17 protein-coding genes are annotated in these 16,603 nt (G+C 68.4%); 11 read left to right on the top strand and 6 right to left on the bottom strand.

Annotation, left to right across the window (positions count from 1 at the left end; translation table 11 throughout):
• Positions 1-78 precede the first annotated feature (78 nt).
• The gene (locus AB4Y76_RS05565) at positions 79-1,035 is read left to right on the top strand and encodes a hypothetical protein (RefSeq protein WP_441922981.1); all 957 of its coding nucleotides are present in this window, start codon (positions 79-81) and stop codon (positions 1,033-1,035) included.
• Positions 1,036-1,051: 16 nt separating this feature from the next.
• Here AB4Y76_RS05565 and AB4Y76_RS05560 read toward each other — a convergent pair whose 3' ends face one another.
• Together AB4Y76_RS05560 and AB4Y76_RS05555 are read right to left on the bottom strand one after the other, a co-directional pair.
• A complete protein-coding gene (locus AB4Y76_RS05560) occupies positions 1,052-1,843 on the bottom strand; it encodes an exodeoxyribonuclease III (protein WP_441922979.1) in 792 nt (263 codons plus the stop codon).
• A 9-nt stretch (positions 1,844-1,852) separates the two neighbouring features.
• Positions 1,853-2,509: a TetR family transcriptional regulator gene (locus tag AB4Y76_RS05555; RefSeq protein WP_441922977.1), complete on the bottom strand. Its 657-nt coding sequence runs from the start codon at positions 2,507-2,509 to the stop codon at positions 1,853-1,855.
• Between the two features lie 47 nt (positions 2,510-2,556).
• Here AB4Y76_RS05555 and AB4Y76_RS05550 point away from each other — a divergent pair, with 47 nt between their 5' ends.
• Both AB4Y76_RS05550 and AB4Y76_RS05545 read left to right on the top strand, forming a co-directional pair.
• Positions 2,557-3,402 carry an oxygenase MpaB family protein gene (locus AB4Y76_RS05550; protein WP_441922975.1) on the top strand — a complete coding sequence of 282 codons (846 nt, stop codon included), beginning with the start codon at positions 2,557-2,559 and terminating at the stop codon, positions 3,400-3,402.
• A gap of 24 nt (positions 3,403-3,426) precedes the next feature.
• Entirely contained in the window at positions 3,427-3,864 is a 438-nt protein-coding gene (locus tag AB4Y76_RS05545; RefSeq protein ID WP_441922973.1) for a hypothetical protein, read from the top strand.
• On the opposite strand, the gene AB4Y76_RS05540 is transcribed toward AB4Y76_RS05545, so the two are convergent.
• Positions 3,839-4,213 (bottom strand): hypothetical protein, encoded by a 375-nt coding sequence (locus AB4Y76_RS05540; RefSeq protein ID WP_441922971.1) that lies wholly within the window; start codon positions 4,211-4,213, stop codon positions 3,839-3,841. The two genes, AB4Y76_RS05545 and AB4Y76_RS05540, sit on opposite strands and share 26 nt — an antisense overlap.
• 59 nt (positions 4,214-4,272) lie before the next feature.
• Here AB4Y76_RS05540 and ychF point away from each other — a divergent pair, with 59 nt between their 5' ends.
• Entirely contained in the window at positions 4,273-5,349 is a 1,077-nt protein-coding gene (gene ychF, locus AB4Y76_RS05535) for a redox-regulated ATPase YchF (RefSeq protein WP_441922969.1), read from the top strand.
• A 583-nt stretch (positions 5,350-5,932) separates the two neighbouring features.
• On the opposite strand, the gene AB4Y76_RS05530 is transcribed toward ychF, so the two are convergent.
• Both AB4Y76_RS05530 and AB4Y76_RS05525 read right to left on the bottom strand, forming a co-directional pair.
• Positions 5,933-7,450 (bottom strand): class I adenylate-forming enzyme family protein, encoded by a 1,518-nt coding sequence (locus AB4Y76_RS05530; protein WP_441922967.1) that lies wholly within the window; start codon positions 7,448-7,450, stop codon positions 5,933-5,935.
• A gap of 16 nt (positions 7,451-7,466) precedes the next feature.
• A complete protein-coding gene (locus AB4Y76_RS05525) occupies positions 7,467-8,621 on the bottom strand; it encodes an acyl-CoA dehydrogenase family protein (RefSeq protein ID WP_441922965.1) in 1,155 nt (384 codons plus the stop codon).
• 273 nt (positions 8,622-8,894) lie between these two features.
• Between AB4Y76_RS05525 and AB4Y76_RS05520 the strand changes: the two genes are divergently transcribed.
• The 7 genes from AB4Y76_RS05520 (at position 8,895) to AB4Y76_RS05490 (ending at position 15,953) form a co-directional block, all read left to right on the top strand.
• Complete coding sequence (locus AB4Y76_RS05520; protein WP_441922963.1) at positions 8,895-10,421, top strand: PucR family transcriptional regulator; 1,527 nt, start codon at positions 8,895-8,897, stop codon at positions 10,419-10,421.
• A 240-nt stretch (positions 10,422-10,661) separates the two neighbouring features.
• Entirely contained in the window at positions 10,662-11,723 is a 1,062-nt protein-coding gene (locus AB4Y76_RS05515) for an extracellular solute-binding protein (protein ID WP_441922961.1), read from the top strand.
• Positions 11,666-12,655, top strand: a complete 990-nt coding sequence (locus tag AB4Y76_RS05510) for an ABC transporter permease (protein WP_441922959.1) — start codon at positions 11,666-11,668, stop codon at positions 12,653-12,655. Before AB4Y76_RS05515 ends, AB4Y76_RS05510 begins: the two co-directional genes overlap by 58 nt.
• A 28-nt stretch (positions 12,656-12,683) precedes the next feature.
• The gene (locus tag AB4Y76_RS05505) at positions 12,684-13,445 is read left to right on the top strand and encodes an ABC transporter permease (protein WP_441922957.1); all 762 of its coding nucleotides are present in this window, start codon (positions 12,684-12,686) and stop codon (positions 13,443-13,445) included.
• Positions 13,442-14,548 carry an ABC transporter ATP-binding protein gene (locus AB4Y76_RS05500; protein ID WP_441922955.1) on the top strand — a complete coding sequence of 369 codons (1,107 nt, stop codon included), beginning with the start codon at positions 13,442-13,444 and terminating at the stop codon, positions 14,546-14,548. The genes AB4Y76_RS05505 and AB4Y76_RS05500 overlap by 4 nt, the downstream gene beginning before the upstream one ends.
• Positions 14,545-15,543, top strand: a complete 999-nt coding sequence (locus AB4Y76_RS05495) for a hypothetical protein (protein ID WP_441922953.1) — start codon at positions 14,545-14,547, stop codon at positions 15,541-15,543. The genes AB4Y76_RS05500 and AB4Y76_RS05495 overlap by 4 nt, the downstream gene beginning before the upstream one ends.
• Positions 15,544-15,578: 35 nt before the next feature.
• Positions 15,579-15,953 (top strand): Rid family hydrolase, encoded by a 375-nt coding sequence (locus tag AB4Y76_RS05490; RefSeq protein ID WP_441922951.1) that lies wholly within the window; start codon positions 15,579-15,581, stop codon positions 15,951-15,953.
• A gap of 8 nt (positions 15,954-15,961) precedes the next feature.
• Here the strand turns inward: AB4Y76_RS05490 and AB4Y76_RS05485 are convergent, their stop codons facing one another.
• Positions 15,962-16,573: a TetR/AcrR family transcriptional regulator gene (locus AB4Y76_RS05485; protein ID WP_441922949.1), complete on the bottom strand. Its 612-nt coding sequence runs from the start codon at positions 16,571-16,573 to the stop codon at positions 15,962-15,964.
• Between the last annotated feature and the right edge of the window lie 30 nt (positions 16,574-16,603).

Genomic DNA, 16,603 nt, shown 5'->3' with positions numbered 1-16,603 from the left:
ACCGACAGTCGCCGGGACACGCTCCTGTGTGTTGTCATACGTCCCGTGTGGGGACGTTTCGGCAGGTTTGTTCCGTGGGTGCTGGTCGCCGCCCTCGCTGCCCTGTCCGCGCTCGCGCTCCCGGCTGGTGCGGTCGGCACCGGGAACCCCGTCGTGGAGTCGCCGTCGCCGACCGCGAAGCACTACGCGGGCTATGCCGGACCGTTCACGGTGAGCTTCGAGGACGCCCCGATCGCGCACTACGACTGGTACGTCGAACAGGTCCCGGCCGGTGGCGGGACGCCGGTTCCGATGACGGAGACCCGGACGTACACCTGGACGGGCAGCGGCGGGAAGCCGCAGCTGCCCGTCTCGCCGCTCCCGGCCGGGACCGGCTACCAGTTCCGGGTCACGGACAACGCCGGCCACGAGGCCACGTTCCCGTTCACGGTGCTGCCCGGACCGGCGCCCGCCTGCTCGGTCCTGATCCCGTCCCAGGTGCGGGTGAACGCGCCGGTCGAGCGTGTCACCGGTCGGCTCTCGCCGGTCTGCACGACGCTGCGCACCGCGTGGGCGGCGTGGAAGGTCCAGCACGTCACGCGGGGCTTCGCCGACCTGCTCTACTTCGAGCGCAACCGGACCGACACCTGGTCGTTCTACGACGACGAGACGCTCGGCACCTACGCGATCACCGCGAACGGCGCCCGCGACGCGGACGGTGAGATCGTCCCGCAGAACACCCGTCGCACGGTGGTCCGCCTCGACTCCCGGCTCGCGCTCCGCGGCACCCGCAGCGGTGGCCGGGTCGTGCTGACGGCATCGCTGCGGAGGTACCTGCCGGGGGCGAACGGCTTCCGTGCCTGGAAGGGCGGCCGCGTGGTGCTGGCGTACCGGACCTGCGCGGCGTGCGCGTGGCACCGGGTCACGGCGCGGAGCACGAGCCGGTCCGGCGTCGCCACGTTCCGCGTACGGGCGCGGCAGGTCCGGGAGTACCGGGTGGTGGCCGCCGGTACGCCGACCACCTGGGCGCCGGTGCCCAAGCACCTGCGCCGGTGAGGTCGTCGGCCGACGTTCAGTCGGCCAGCTCGACGACGACCGGCGCGTGGTCGCTGGCTCCCTGCCCGGCGCGCTCCTCGCGGTCCACGAAGGCGCTGGTCACCCGCTCGGCCAGCGACGGCGAGCCGAGGACGAAGTCGATCCGCATGCCGCGGTTCCGCTCGAACCGCTGCCGGTAGTAGTCCCAGTAGGTGTAGGTCCCCGGCTCCGAGGTGTACTGCCGGGCGACGTCGGTGTAGCCGGCGTCGAGGATCGCCTGGAACGCCGCCCGCTCGGGCGGGGTCACGTGGGTGTCCTTCGCGAACGCGGCGATGTCGTAGACGTCCACGTCGGTCGGGGCGATGTTCCAGTCGCCGACGAGGGCGACCGGCTGGTCGGCCCAGGTCGCCGCGACGGTGCGCAGCCGGGCCAGCCAGTCGAGCTTGTAGTGGTAGTGCGGGTCGTCGACCTTGCGGCCGTTCGGCACGTACAGCGACCAGATCCGGATGCCGCCACCCTCGCCGTTGGTGCCCACGAGCGCGCCGATGGCCCGGGCCTCGGCGCTGCCGTCGAACTCGGGCATGTCCGGGAAGCCGACGGTGACGTCCTCGAGGCCGACCCGGGAGACGATCGCGACACCGTTCCACTGGCTGTAGCCGACCGCGGCGACGTCGTACCCACGCGCCTGCAGGCCCATCAGCGGCAGCTGGTCCTCGCGCGCCTTGGTCTCCTGGAGCGCGAGGACGTCGATGTCGTGGCGTTCCAGGAACGCCTCCACGCGGTCGATGCGGGAGCGGATCGAGTTGACGTTCCAGGTGGCGATGCGCACCCGTGGACCTTAGTCGGTGGTCGAGGAGCGCGCGCTGGCCCGCGCCCCGAAACCCAGGATCATCGGTGCGAGCACCCGGCGGGCGTACTGCTCCATCCGCTCGCGGGTGTCCAGGCGCGGGTTGCCCTCCGGGGTGAGCAGCAGCGACTGGGCCAGTCGGGCCAGCGTGCCGGCGAGGTCGTCGATGTCGTCGGTCTCGGGGTTGGCGACGTACGCCCGCAGCGACCGGATCCGGTCGGCGACCAGCAGCGAGGACAGCGTGAGGGTCTCGCCGGCGTTGACGGTGAGGCCGAGCAGGGTGTCCTCGCGGTCGATCTCCAGCAATTGCTGGAGCAGCGGGTTCTCGCGGAGCTGGGTGATGGTGACGGTGAAGAAGTTCGCGACGTAGCCGGCCGGGTCGAAGTCGTCCCCGGGCTGGTCCCCGGGCTGGTCCCCGGGCTGGGGCACCGGTCCGATCGCGGCCTCGATGACGGCGAGGACGCGCTCGGTCTCCGCCAGGTAGGTCCGGCGGACGATCTCCTCCTTGGTCCCGACGCGGCGGTAGAGCGTGGCCCGGTTGACCCCGGCGCGGCGGGCGATGTCGTCGCCGCTGCTGCGTCGTACGCCGGTCTGGACGAACTGGGCCCGGGCGGCGTCGAGGAGGCTCGCGACGGGGATCTCAGCCATGACGGAAGCCTACACAATGCAACAGAGCCTGTTGCACTGTCGCAGCCATGACGACCGTGGAGAACCAGCCGGCCACGTCCGCCGCCCGCCCGTACGTGCCCGACGTCGCCGACGCGAAGTTCGGGCTCGCCGACTACGTCGGCGAGAGCGCCCTGCTGCTGGGCGCCGGTTCCGCGGTGATGAACCAGCTCGCCCTGTACGGCGTCGGCAAGGGCGTCGCCGAGCACTCGAACACCCTCGACCGCCCGCTCGACCGGCTCCGGACGACGCTCACCTACGTCTACGTGATGACGCTCGGCACCGACGAGGAGCGCCGGACCGTCGCCCGGCTGGTCAACAGGGCGCACCGCCCGGTGCGCGGCAAGGACTACACCGCGTTCGACCCGTACCTGCAGCTCTGGGTGGCCGCGACGCTCGCGCAGAACGGCGAGTTCATCTACGAGAAGACCTTCGGCCCGATGGACGAGGCCACCCGCGAGCGCTCGTACCAGGAGTGCCGGATCTTCGGCACGGCGCTCCAGGTCGGCGAGGACATGTGGCCGGCCACGCGCGCCGACTTCACGGCGTACTGGGAGCGGATGCAGGGGGAGCTCAGCCCCGACCCGCAGGTCCAGGCGTACGCCGCCGCGCTGCTGAGCACCCGGGGCGCGCCGCTGCTCCTGCGGCCCTCGATCGCGCTGCAGAACCTGCTCACCCGCGGCAACCTCGAGCCCCGCGTCCGCGAGGTGCTCGCGCTGCGCTGGAGCCGTCGCGACCAGCGGGCCTACGACGCCTTCTGGGCGTTCTTCCGGGCCGTCTACCCGCGGGTGCCGCGGCCGTTGCGCACCCTGCACGCCCGGCTGGTGATGCGCGGGATGCGGAAGCGGCTGCGGCAGAACCGGCGCGTCATCTGAGCGGTGCTCTGCTTGGATCGGCGCATGACGCCGATCCGGAACCAGCGCGGCATCGAGGCCATGCTCGTCGTGGCGATCGTGCTGGACGTGACCTACTGGACGATCTGGTTCACGAACCGGGACTGGATCGCCAGCGAGCACAGCCGCGCGTACTACGAGTTCGAGAACGCTTTCCCGCTCGCCGACCTGTGGCTCGGCGTCGCGTGCGTGGTCGCGCTGGTGACCCTGCGCCGCCGGATGCCGAGCGCGCTGTTCTGGCTGATCTGCGCCGGCAGCGCCGGGCTCTACCTGTTCGGGATGGATTTCCTGTACGACGTCGAGAACGACATCTTCACGAAGGGTGGCGGAGGCGCGTTCGAAGCGGCGATCGTCGCGCTGACGCTGTTCTTCTCCGTGACCCTGCTGAGCTGGTCGTGGCGGCACCGGGCCGCGCTGCTCAGTGCGGGGAGTCCACCGGCCTGAAGCCGGAGCAGAGCACCCGCAGGTAGCTGATCCGGTCGCCGTCGGTCCGGTAGTACGCCTGCTGCTCGACCGTGTGCGGGCCGTCGGAGTTCGTGATCGCCAACCGGTACGAGACGTGCGCCGTGTCCTCGACCACCGGGCCCTCGCCGACCTCGACCCCGTCGATCCGGTCGCCGTCGTCGAACCAGGTCCCGAACGCGATCTCGGCGAACTCCTCCGGGCTGCCGGCCTCCCAGGAGCGCCGCGGGGTGAGGGCCTTGACGTCCACGTCGGGACTGAGCAGGTCGGCGAGGGCCGCCCGGTCCTTGGCCGCGATGGCCTCGGCGAAGCGCCGACCGATCGTCTCCATGCAGCCATGGTCCTCCGACGGTTCGGTCAGCGGAAGGATCCACCGTAGAATCCCGCCACGTGGCTCTCACTATCGGCATCGTCGGACTCCCCAACGCGGGCAAGTCGACCCTCTTCAACGCCCTGACCAAGAACAACGTGCTCGCCGCGAACTACCCGTTCGCGACCATCGAGCCGAACGTCGGCGTCGTCGCCGTCCCGGACGAGCGGCTCGGCCGGCTCGCCGAGGTCTTCGGTTCGGCGAAGGTGCTGCCCGCGACCGTCGAGTTCGTCGACATCGCCGGCATCGTCGCGGGCGCGTCGCAGGGCGAGGGCCTGGGCAACAAGTTCCTGTCCCACATCCGCGAGGCCGCCGCGATCTGCCAGGTGACCCGCGTCTTCCGCGACGAGGACGTCACCCACGTCGACGGCAAGGTCGACCCGGCCTCCGACATCGGCACCATCCAGACCGAGATGATCCTGGCCGACCTTCAGACGGTGGAGAAGGCGATCCCGCGGCTGGAGAAGGAGGTCCGCGGCAAGAAGGAGCTCGGCCCGGTGCTCGACGCCGCCAAGGCCGCCCTCGCCGCCCTCGAGGCCGGGACGCCGATCATCGCGACCAGCATCGACCGCGACCTCGTCCGCGAGCTGAGCCTGCTCACCGCCAAGCCGTACATCTACGTCTTCAACTGCGACGCCGACGAGCTCTCCGACGAGGCGCTCAAGGACGAGATGCGCGCGATCGTCGCGCCCGCCGAGGCGATCTTCCTCGACGCCAAGTTCGAGTCCGAGCTTGTCGAGCTCGGCGACGACGAGGAGGCGCGCGCGATGCTCGCCGAGATGGGCGTCGACGAGCCCGGCCTCGACGTGCTCGCCCGGGTCGGCTTCGACACCCTCGGCCTGCAGACCTACCTGACCGCCGGGCCGAAGGAGACGCGCGCCTGGACGATCAAGAAGGGCGCCACCGCCCCCGAGGCCGCCGGTGTGATCCACACCGACTTCCAGAAGGGCTTCATCAAGGCCGAGATCGTCTCCTTCGACGACCTGATGGCGGCCGGCACGATGAACGACGCCAAGGCCGCCGGCAAGGTCCGGATGGAGGGCAAGGACTACGTGATGGCCGATGGGGACGTGGTGGAGTTCCGCTTCAACGTGTAAACTTGCAGGTCAGAGGCCTAATTGACCCCTCCCCGTCTTGCCCCCGCCAGGAGCGAGGACTTCCTGCGCGAGGGTGGCGGCGGCCTTCCGGGTCTTGTCCTCGGCCGCGGGCCACAAGTGGCTGTACGTCTCTAGAGTCGTGACCGCTTTGGCGTGCCCCAGGGCTCGCTGAACCGTTACGAAATCGCAGCCGACAGCGATTGATCCCGACGCGTATCAGTGCCTCAGGTCGTGGAGCTGGATGCCGTCCCGGCCGGTGGCGCGAAGTGTCTTGCGCCACCAGTAGCCGACTGTGTTCTGGTGCGGTGGGTCGTCCTCCCCGCCCGCGAACGGCCACTCGCCCCGGCGTCCGAGGTCGATGTATTGCGGCAGGATCCCAACAGTTCGTCCGTGAGGGGGACGTCCCGCTCGGAGCCGTACTTCGGCAGAAGGATCTCGACGACGCCCGTGCCGGCCTTGTGAACTCGGCGGTGGACGTAGATCTGGTGGCGCAGAAAGTTGATGCCCTCGACGTCAGTGCCACAGCCTCGCCCGGTCGCAGGGGCGCTCAACTGCAACGTCGCCCGCCAGCCGGGTCGGCCCATCACAAGGCTTCGCGGAGTGCGATCCGGTCGACCTTGCCAAGTCTGGTCTGTGGGATCGTGCCGACGATGTGGATCTCGCGGGGGTACTTATAGGCGCCGATGCTCGCTCGTGCGAACGAGACGAGATCGCGCGGGTCGACGGTTGCGCCGCCGGAGAGCGTCACGAAGGCGACGACCTCCTCGCCGCGTTGCGGATCGGGCCGCCCTACCACCACGGCCTGGTCGATGCTGGGGTGCTCCATCAGTGCGTACTCGACCTCGGCCGGGAACACGTTGAACCCGTTGCGGATGATTAGGTCCTTGGACCGGCCGTCGATGAAGAGGTTGCCGTTCTCGTCGAGGTGCCCGAGGTCTCCGGTGTGGAGCCAGCCGTCCACGACCGCGTCGTCAACCTGCGTGCTGTCTTCGAGGTAGCCCGCCATGACGAACGGCGAGCGGCAGACGATCTCGCCCGTCTCGCCCGCAGGCATCTCCTCGCCGTCGTTGCTCGCGATCCTGACCTCGCAGTCGGGCGCGGGCTTGCCGACCGACCCTGGTACCGCCTCACCGCGCCGGGTTCCGGAGACCAGGCCCGCCGCCTCGCTGAGTCCGTAGCCCATCCGGAGCTCCACGCCGGGTAGCAACTCGGTGAACCGTTCGTAGGTGCTGTGGCGCAAAGGTGCAGACCCGCAGACGACGTGGGTCAAGGACGACAGGTCGAACTCGTGGAGCGGCTGGTTCAGCAGCGTCTCGATCGCGGCCGGTACGAGGCAGGCTTCCTGAGCGCGGAGCTCTTCGACGAGGGACAAGCAGGTGCGCTCGTCGAACCTGCGCATCAGCACCTGGCGCCGGGGCGTCGCCCAGTGCAGGTCGGCAACGGTGACCAGGAGGCCGAAGATGTGTGTCAACGGCAGGGGCATGACGGTCGTACCCGAGGGCGTGTCTGCCCAGATCTCTGCCCGGCTCCGGCCAGCAGTCCACAAGTTCGCGTGGGTCAGGCGCACACCCTTGGAACGACCAGTGGTTCCACCGGTCAGGAGGAGCGCGGCGAGAGCAGAGTCATCGGCGTACGGCAGATCAGCGAGCTCTCCCGACGCCATCTCCTCGAACGTGACGACGTCCTCGGTCGCGTTGTCGGGTTCGACGAGGACGACTCGCGCCCGCCCACCAGCCTCGTCGAGACTATCCCGGACGTTCGCCAGCGCCGACTGCTCGGTCACGACCAGCGTGGGCGCGGTCAGCTTGATTGCCCTGATCAGGTCGCGTCGGACGCTGATGATGCTGAGGGGAGTCGGCACCGCGCCGAGCCTCCAGCAGGCGAGGTAGGTGAGGCGTATCTCTGGCCGGTTCTCCAACACCACGAGGACGCGGTCGCCCGCCTGAACGCCCAGGCGTTGCATGCTCGCGGCCAGGCGGTGCGAGGTCTCCAGCAGCTCGCCAGCACGGTACGTCGCTCCGTCGTAGAACAACGCTTCGTGGTCGCCCAGCCGGGCGAGTGAGTGCTCCGCGAGCGCGGCAAGATTTTTCGATGCAAACATGATGCTCTATTCCAGGTCAGATGAAGGCGTTCACTCCGGTGAGTGCCCGTCCGATGAGGAGCTGCTGGATCTGAGAGGTGCCTTCGTACAGCGTCATCACCCGGGCATCGCGCATGAGCTTCTGCACCGGGAACTCGTCGACGAATCCGTATCCGCCGTAGACCTGGATAGCGTCGTTGGACGCCCGGACCGCCGCCTCGCTCGCGAAGTACTTCGCCATCGAGGCCTGCGTGCCGAAGCTCTCGCCACGCGACATCAGGTCGGTTGCGAGGCGGACCAGGCCGCGCGCCGCCTCGGCGTCCACCGCCATCCCTGCGATTAGCTGCTGGACGAGCTGGAAGGACGCCAATGGACGGCCGAACTGCTGCCGCTGCTGGCTGTACTCGACGGCTTGCTCGACGCAGGCGCGGATGATGCCGACGCAGCTCGCGGCAATCGAGACCCGGCCCCGGTCGAGAGCGGACATCGCGACCGCGAACCCGTGGCCCTCCTCGCCGAGGAGTGCGGTCGCCGGTACCCGGACCGAGTCGAAGGTGAGTTCGGCGGTGGCCTGACCGCGGAGCCCGAGCTTCCCCTTCACCTCGTGACGGGTCACCCCCGGGGTGTTGAGGGGTACCAAAAATGCTGACACCCCGCGAGGCCCGGGCATTCCGGTGCGCGCGAACATCAGGCACACCTCGGCCCACGTGCCGTTGGTGATGAAGGTCTTGGTGCCGCTGATGACGTAGTCGGAGCCGTGCCGCTCCGCCCGAGCGATCAGGCTTCCCGCGTCCGAACCGGTGCCCGGCTCTGTCAGCCCGAAGCATCCGAGGATCGAGCCGTCGGCGAGCTGAGGAATCCACTCCTCCTGCTGGGCGACGGAGCCGTAGGCCAGGATTGATTTTGTCACGAGGCCGAGCGAGACCGACACGATGCCCCGGACAGCAGAGTCAGCCCAGCCGAGCTCTTCCATCGCCATGGCGTAGGTCTGGTAGTCGCACTCGGTGCCGCCCAGGCGCTCAGGCACGGTCATCCCCAGGAAGCCCATTTCGCCCAGCTCTTTCACGATGCCGACGTCCACGCTCTCCCGGCGGTCCCACTCGGCCCGGAACGGGATCACCCGATCCGCGAGGAACTCGCGTGCGGTGCGCTGGAACGACAGTTGGTCTTCGGTGGGCGTCAGGTCAATCACGGGACTTCCTCGATCGGGCCGCCGGCGAGGCGGTCTCAGTGGCATTACCGGAAGAATCGCTAGCGACGCCGGGGAGTGTCAACGCGCTCAGGATTGGGTGTTGACACGGAGAATGGCCGTTCATTTGAGCCCGGGGACAATGGTGGTCGGCGTCGATCTCTTGGACCTTTGGTGCCGTCGCCGAGTCGGGCGTTGGTCATCGGATCACTCGTTCGGGTGCGACGCCGGAGTACTGTCTGCGGCCAGAGCAACTGCCGGTCGTGAGGTGAGGTCATGAGTGTCGCGACGCCGTCCAGGGTGACCGTGGGTGACGTCGTGGCCGTGAAGTCATGGGGATTGTCCGTCGTCGCGGGCGCGGCTGGACTCGACCGGCCGCTGACCTGGGCACATGTCTTCGACGTCCCCGATCCGAGCCAGTGGGTCGACGGCCACGAGCTGGTGATCATCACCGGCGGGCACCTCCCGCCGGAGCCGGACCAGCAGGTCGAGTTCGTGCAACGGCTCGATGACAAGTCGGTGGCAGGGCTCGCTGTCGGAGTTAGGTCTCCACCGATCTCCCCCGAGCTCGTCGCTGCTGCGGACAGGCTCGGGTTCCCGCTGATCCAGGTGCCGCGAGAGACAGGGCACCTGCCGATCGTCAAGTTCGTGGCGGCGGCGAACGGCGCCTATGTTCAGAAGTCCCTGGTGACGGCGCTGCAGATCTTCGAGACTCTGGCGCCCGCGCAGGAGGACGTCACGCCGAGAACCCGGTTTCGGCAGATCGAGAAGATCACCGGGTACCGCTTGTACGTCGTCAGCAGTGACGGCCGCGCGTTGCTCAAGGGAATGCCGGACCTCCCGGAGAACCTGATCGAGCCGATGCTGGGCACTGCCCGCGAAAACAAGCGCTGGACGTCGCTAGCGATCACCAACGGCTACGCCTGCGGGCTCCGGGTCGGGCAGCGGCTCGCCGGCTTCCTCGTCGCCCAGGAGCAGGACGACAAGCCCGCGGCGGGCCTCGGCGCCTTCCGCTCGATCGAGACGGTCGCCCGTCTCGATGTCGGCACTCTGTACAGCAGGCGGGAGGCGGCACGACGCAAGGGAGCCGAGCTGCTCGGCCGGTACCTCCACGGCGTGCACCCCTCCCAGCGGGCCGGGGACATCAAGGACGGCTGGGGGACCAACTTCGCGCAAGGCCTGGTCATCGCCGTGGTGAAGGCGGCCGGCAGCGCGAGCCTGACGCTCCAGGTGGACTCCGAGGTCCACCACCAGCTCATGGACGCGCGGGTCAGCCACCTCGTCCTGACCGAGGACGAACGCAGCGTGATCGCCCTAGCTGCGGCAGACGTTCCGGTGCTGCAGGACATCACGACACGCCTTCCGATCATCGCGGGCGTCAGCGACTCCCGCGGGTCTCTCGTCGATGCCTCCGTGGCGCTCCAGGAAGCCGGTTGGGCGTTGGAGTACGGCCGGCGTGAACCGGGGAGCGAACTCCGAAGCTTCGTCGGAGGCGACCGGACCTGGACGCGGTGGCTGCCCTCCGACCCTGCGGTGCTCCGCCAACTGGTGACCAACACGCTGGGCACCCTTCTCGAGTACGACGCCGCGCGCGGAGGCCAGCTTTTGGAGTCCCTGCGGACCTACTTCGAGGTCGAGGGTCGCCTTCAGGTGGCGGCCGACAGGCTGCACGTCCACAAGCACACGCTCGCTTACCGGCTCAAGCGGGTCGAAGAGCTCACCGGTCTCGACCTGAACTCGGTCGGAGACAGGGCCGAACTCTGGTTCGCAGTGTCGGCACACGGGATTCTCAGTGGTCGCTGATCCGAGCCCGCGCAGAAACTCGCTGCGTTCGTTGGATCTCTCGGTTCGGCCGTGCCGGGGGGTGGCCGCTTCTATTTGGATGTTGACCCAACACACTGCCACTGGTTTGGGTCGGCGGCTGATTGATGGGCGACCCGTCCAACGCTGAGAGTTGCGTCACGTCAGCAAACACAGCGGCATCCGGGGCCAGCGCCCGTTGCAGGCGGTTCGGGCCACCAACCAGAGAGGTGTGAAAGAGGCATGACTCGGAAGAGGATCGTCGCCGTGGTGCTCAGCGTGAGTGCGCTGGGCCTGACGGCGTGTGGAAATGGGGACGACGGAGGTTCGAGCAGCAGCTCTGCCGTCGACGGCGCCAAGCTGGTCTTCGTCAACTACGGCGGCACCAGCCTGGACGGCGCGAAGAAGGCGTGGCTCGACCCGTTCTCGAAGGAGACGGGAGCCAAGTTCACCACGGATGGGCCGAGCGACCCGGTCAAGGTGAAGGCAATGGTCGATGCCGGTCGGACGACCTGGGACCTCATCGATCTCGATGCCGCCACCGGCGGCGCCGGCTGCGGCACGTTGTTCGAGAAGCGCGGCGCCGACGTCGACATCAGCGCAGTGGACCCCAAGTTCGTCACCGACGACTGCGGCGTTCCGATCTTCAACGCACCGATCGCGCTCGTGTACAACAAGAAGCGCTTCGGGGACAACCCGCCGACCAAGCTCGCCGACTTCCTGGATCTCGAGAAGTTCCCGGGCCAGCGCGCGATCTTCAATTACGCAATCGGCGGCTACGAGCCGCTGCTCGCCGCAGACGGCGTGCCGGCCGACAAGATTTACCCGATCGACTACGCACGTGCCGGCAGGATCATCGACCGGCTCGGCAACAAGCTGACCCTCCAAGGCACGCTCGCACAGCAGAATCAGCTGCTCGAATCAGCCGACTTTGCCATGTGCTTGTGCTACCTCGGTCGTGCCGCTCTCGCCGAGAAGGCAGGAGCAGACATTGACATGATCTGGGACACGCCATACTTCGTCTGGGACAACCTGTACGCGGTCAAGGGCTCGAAGTTCCCGAAGGCGCAGAGCGAGTTCCTGAACTTCGTCGCCACTCCCGAGGCGCAAGCCGCCTTCACCGAGGAGGTCCCGTACTCCCCGACGACGCCGGACTCCAAGCCCGAGGTCTCGAAGACGTTCGCCAAGTACCTGCCCGGTGGCCACGAGGCCGAGATGGGCACTCCGGTCTACTACGACGCCAAGTGGTGGGCGGAGAACTCGGACGAGGCGTTCGCCAAGTGGACCGAGATCACGGCAGGCTGAGGGCTACCACCGTGTCCACCGAAGCGCCGGCGATCGCGACCGTCCTGTCGGGCGGGGAGCAGCAGCTCCCCGCCCGGCGGGGCGGGCGGGTCAACCGCTGGGTTTTTCTCGTCATTCCTGCCCTGCTGTTCGCCGGGGTCTTCTTCGGCTACCCGGTTGCGGCCATGTTCGTCAGGAGCGTCACCGACTTCACACTGCCCGGGGAGTCCGGGCTCGACAACTTTCGGTGGCTCTTCGGCAGCAGCGTCCAGCGGCTCATCTTCGAGCGAACCCTGCTGGTGGCGCTCGGTGTCACCGGCGTCTGCCTGCTGATCGGTTTTCCGTACGCCTACCTGATGACCGTCGTATCCGCGAGATGGAGGCTGGTGATGGTCGCGGTCGTGCTGATGCCGTTCTGGACGAGCATGGTCGTTCGGACCTACTCCTGGGTCGTGCTGCTGCAGGACGGTGGACCGCTGATGAGGGGGCTCGACCGGCTCGGGATCGCGCCGGACCGTCTCCTCGGGACCACGACAGCTGTCCTGCTGGGCTCTACGCAGGTCCTGCTGCCGTTCATGATCCTCCCGCTGTACACGGGTCTGGCGCGTATCGACCGATCCCTGCTCCTCGCGGCGCACAGCCTCGGAGCTCCTCCCCGGCGCGCGTTCGTGAAGGTGTACCTGCCCCTCGCCGTTCCCGGCATGCTCGCCGGGTCGACGATCGTGTTCATCCTCAGCCTTGGGTTCTACTTCACCCCGGCACTGCTGGGCTCGCCGCAGAACAGCCTGGTCTCGCAGCAGATCGTGGAGCAGGTGACCCGGCTGTTCGCGCTCGGCCGCGGCGGCGCACTTGCGTTCGTGCTCCTGCTCGTCACCTTGGTCCTGCTGGGGCTCGGCTCCCGACTGGCCGCGCGCTACACGCGGGCCCTGGAGGAAGGGAAAGACCGTGGCTAGTGGCCTGCGTACCCGACGCCCTGTGCTGGTGGCATTCTGCGTCGCCGTGGGTGTCCTGCTGATCGCCCCGACTCTCGTGGTGATCCCACTCAGCTTCAGCTCCCAGCAGTCCTACACCTTCCCACCGGCGGGATTCTCTACCCGCTGGTACGAGAACTTTTTCACCGACCCGGCGTGGTTCGACTCCGCGATGCTGTCGCTCAGAGTCGCTGGAACGGTCACCGTGCTCGCCACCTTGCTGGGCACCGCCGCAGCGCTCGGTCTCGTCCGCGGCACCGGCCGCTGGCGCGGTGCTGTCCAGGCGCTGCTGATGGCGCCGATGATCATTCCCGGGGTCATCGTCGCGATCGGGATCTACTACGTCTTCCTGAAGTGGCACCTCTCCGAGACCTTCTTCGGCTTCGTCGTCGCGCACACCATCATGGCGACGCCGTTCGTGATCGTGACCGTGCTTGCGTCGCTGGCGACGCTGGACCGCCAGCTCGAGCAGGCGGCGGCGATTCTCGGCGCGACACCGTTCCGCACCCTGCGCAGCATCACGCTGCCGCTGATCGCCCCCGGCATGTTGGTCGGAGCGCTGTTCGCGTTCCTGACCTCCTTCGACGAGTCGATCGTCTCGCTCTTCCTGTCCGGGCCGATCAACCGAACGCTGCCCGTCCAGCTCTACCAGAGCGTCACCGCCGAGATCGATCCGACCGGCGCAGCTGCCGCCACCCTCTTGATCGCCATCACCACCTCGCTCCTGGCCGTCGTCGGCGTGCTGGCAGCCCGAAGGAGTCCTACATCATGACGAACCCAAGCCACGGCGCCTCGGTGACGCTCACCGGTCTGACCAAGCGGTACGGCGACTCCGTTGCGTTGAACAACGTCTCGCTCGACATCGCACCCGGGGAGTTCATGACGCTCCTGGGCCCGAGCGGCTCGGGCAAGACGACGACCCTGAACAGCATCGCCGGGTTCGTCACTCCTGACCAAGGTGGGATCACGATCGCCGGACACCCGGTCTCTGCGCTCCCGCCCCACAAGCGCAACATCGGCATGGTGTTCCAGAACTACGCGCTGTTTCCGCACATGACCGTGAACGCCAACGTCGCGTTCCCGCTCAAGCAGCGGAAGTGGAGCCGGGACAAGATCACGCGGGCGGTCGCGGAGGTGCTGGAGCTGGTCGGGCTCGGCCACCTCGGTGGGCGCTACCCGCGGCAGCTGTCCGGAGGCCAGCAGCAGCGCGTGGCGCTGGCTCGCGCGCTGGTATATCAGCCGGAGGTGCTCCTGCTGGACGAGCCGCTCGGGGCGCTCGACAAGCGACTTCGCGAAGGACTTCAGCTCGAGATCATGCGAATCCACAAGGAGGTAGGCGTGACGCTCGTTTTCGTCACCCACGATCAGGACGAGGCGTTGATGATGTCAGACCGGATCGCCGTCTTCCGCGACGGCGGGATCGAGCAGGTCGGGACCGCGGAGGATCTCTACCAGCAGCCATCGAGCCGCTTCGTCGCCGAGTTTCTAGGCGACTCGAACCTCTTCGAGGGTCCGCTCATGAGGAACGGCTCCAACGCGACGCTGTCGAGCGACGGATACGACCTGCAGTTGGGGGAGCAGACCGTGGACGAGCGCGGGCAGGTGGCGCTGATGGTGCGACCTGAGTGCATGCACCTGCGGCGGCCCGAGGACGGGGCGCCCGGGAACGCCGCCAACGTGATCCGCGGGCGGGTGGCGCAGGTCATCTACATGGGGAGCCGGCGACGGGTCCACGTGCAGGTCCCCGGACGCGAGCGTGTCGTCCTGGTGGACAGCCAGGTCACCGACGAGTCGAACGTGGCTGACGGTGACGACCTGCTCGTCTGCTGGCAGCCGGCACACGGTGTTCTGGTCGGCGCAGGAGAGCGCGCATGACCGCGGCACTCGTCTCTGGATCCGGGTCGGACGAGGCTCCGGTTCGCGTCGCGGTCTTCGGCACCGGCAAGCTCGCCGGTCTGCTGGCCCGGTACGCACCTTCTTCGGGACTGAAGGTCGTCACCGCTGTCACCACCGATTCGCAGAAGGCGGGTCGGGACCTCGGCGAACTCGTCGCCGAGCAGCCCAACGGCGTCGCGGTCACCGACGACCTGAACGCTGCACTGGAGGCAGTCGACGTCGTCCTCTACGGCGGACACAGCGGGTCGATGCACGAGGTCCTCGGCGCCTGTAGCGCTGCCGGGGTTGACGTCGTCACCTCGATCAACATGTTCGTCGGGACCGGAGGGGACGCGCTCGTGGCCGATCTGGACGCCCGTGCACGGGCAGGCGGTGCCCGGATCCTCGGCACCGGGCTCGTGCCCGGCTTCCGCCTCGACTACTTCCCTGCAGTCATCGCGACCTCGGCGCCCGACCCGGTGTCGGTCTACACCCGCCATGTCAGCAACATCCCACCGTGGTCGGCCCGCGTGCTCCGCGACGAGCTCGGGATCGGCGAGCTGCGCGAGCCGTTCGGCGGGGCCCTGGCGGTGTATGTGGAAGAAGCGTTCTGGTCGTTGGTGCACGGTGTCGGCGTTCCGGTGGACGAGGTGCGCCGATCCAGTGAGCCGGTCCTCACCGAATCGGCCACGACCGTCGGTCCCGTCGAGGTCAACGCGGGCGGCGTCGTGGGCTTCGTGCACTCGGTGGTCGGCCTCGTCGATGGCGTCGAGCGGGTGCACGTGGAGTGGGCGAGCACGCGTGGACTGGACGGCGAGCTGCCCGAGGGCACTGACGTCCGGGTCACCGGCGCCGACGGCCTGGAGAGTCGTGCAACCCTGCACCTTCCTCCGGACGGATACCCCGGCACGGCGGTGCGCATGGTCAAGGCAGTGCGGCCGCTCCGGCGGCTGGACCCCGGACTGCGGCGGCTCCACGAGCTGGCCGTTCGATGACCGGCGCCCGCCGTTCTTGCGAGGAGGAACCTGAGATGGCAGAAGCAGCCGACTGGAATGCGGTGATGGGGTTCAAGCCCGTCGTACGACGGGGTCCGCTGGTCGCGGTCTCCGGGGTGGGGGGAGCCAGGGACCACGACGGCGAGGCCGTGCCCGGCGGAGCCTACGCCCAGACACGAGCCGCTCTCGAGAAGGTCCGGCGCAGCCTCGCGTCGGTGGGTGCCGGGCCCGAGCACGTCGTACGAACCCGGGTCTTCCTCCGCGCCATAGGCGACTGGCCGGAGGCCGGCCGCGCCCACGGTGAGTTCTTCGAGAGCGGGGAGGTGGCACTCACCATGGTCGAAGCTCGCCTCGTGGACCCGGCCATGCTCGTCGAGCTGGACGCCGAGGCATGGGTGACGGTGGACTGAGCAGCGCGTCAGGACGTGATGCGCCAGCGACCGTCGACCAGCGTCAGCTCGAACGACCCGTTCGAGGTGAAGGGTTCGAGGATCGTCGGATCCAGGCTCGCATGGATCGCGAACCCGTCGGCGAGTGCGACCAGCTCCGTGGCGATCCGGTGCGGGTCAAGGGTCGCGTCGATGTCGCCGAGCTGCTGCGCCTCTGCGACGAGCCGCAGCACCATGCGGCGCCACGCTGCCAGGTAGTCGCTGATCTCCTCCTTGGCTTCCGGGGCGACGCCGGCCTCGGCGTAGAAGACCAGGAACACCCTGCACATCGCGAGACGTCGCTCGGTCAGGGGGAGGGCGCTACGGAACAACGTCTTCAGCCGCGCCATCGGTTCTTGGTCGCCGGAGGCTGCGCGCGCTTCTCGGAACATCCGGCCCTGCACCTCGGCAGCGCGACGAAGCGCCGCGAGCAGGAGGCCGTGGTGCGACCCGAAGTAGTGGCTGACCACGCCGGTGGACCACCCGGCCCGCTCGGCGACCGCGCGCGTGGTGACCGCCTTGATGCCGGACTCGGCGATCAGGTCTAGGACGACATCAGCTAACTCGGCGCGGCGCATGTCGTGGTCGACGATCTTCGGCACTGTTTCTCCTCATGTCACGAGCGTGATGAA

Source organism: Marmoricola sp. RAF53, from assembly GCF_052114005.1.
Taxonomy (GTDB): Bacteria; Actinomycetota; Actinomycetes; order Propionibacteriales; family Nocardioidaceae; genus Marmoricola.
This window is presented reverse-complemented; position numbering and strand designations above follow the sequence as displayed.

Excerpts from the sequence above, each read along its gene's own strand:
- AB4Y76_RS05555 (WP_441922977.1), bottom strand. The coding sequence starts at position 2,509 with ATGGCTGAGATCCCCGTCGCGAGCCTCCTCGACGCCGCCCGGGCCCAG.
- AB4Y76_RS05550 (WP_441922975.1), top strand. The coding sequence starts at position 2,557 with ATGACGACCGTGGAGAACCAGCCGGCCACGTCCGCCGCCCGCCCGTAC.
- AB4Y76_RS05545 (WP_441922973.1), top strand. The coding sequence starts at position 3,427 with ATGACGCCGATCCGGAACCAGCGCGGCATCGAGGCCATGCTCGTCGTG.
- AB4Y76_RS05540 (WP_441922971.1), bottom strand. The coding sequence starts at position 4,213 with ATGGAGACGATCGGTCGGCGCTTCGCCGAGGCCATCGCGGCCAAGGAC.
- AB4Y76_RS05530 (WP_441922967.1), bottom strand. The coding sequence starts at position 7,450 with ATGTTTGCATCGAAAAATCTTGCCGCGCTCGCGGAGCACTCACTCGCC.
- AB4Y76_RS05520 (WP_441922963.1), top strand. The coding sequence starts at position 8,895 with ATGAGTGTCGCGACGCCGTCCAGGGTGACCGTGGGTGACGTCGTGGCC.
- AB4Y76_RS05515 (WP_441922961.1), top strand. The coding sequence starts at position 10,662 with ATGACTCGGAAGAGGATCGTCGCCGTGGTGCTCAGCGTGAGTGCGCTG.
- AB4Y76_RS05500 (WP_441922955.1), top strand. The coding sequence starts at position 13,442 with ATGACGAACCCAAGCCACGGCGCCTCGGTGACGCTCACCGGTCTGACC.
- AB4Y76_RS05495 (WP_441922953.1), top strand. The coding sequence starts at position 14,545 with ATGACCGCGGCACTCGTCTCTGGATCCGGGTCGGACGAGGCTCCGGTT.
- AB4Y76_RS05490 (WP_441922951.1), top strand. The coding sequence starts at position 15,579 with ATGGCAGAAGCAGCCGACTGGAATGCGGTGATGGGGTTCAAGCCCGTC.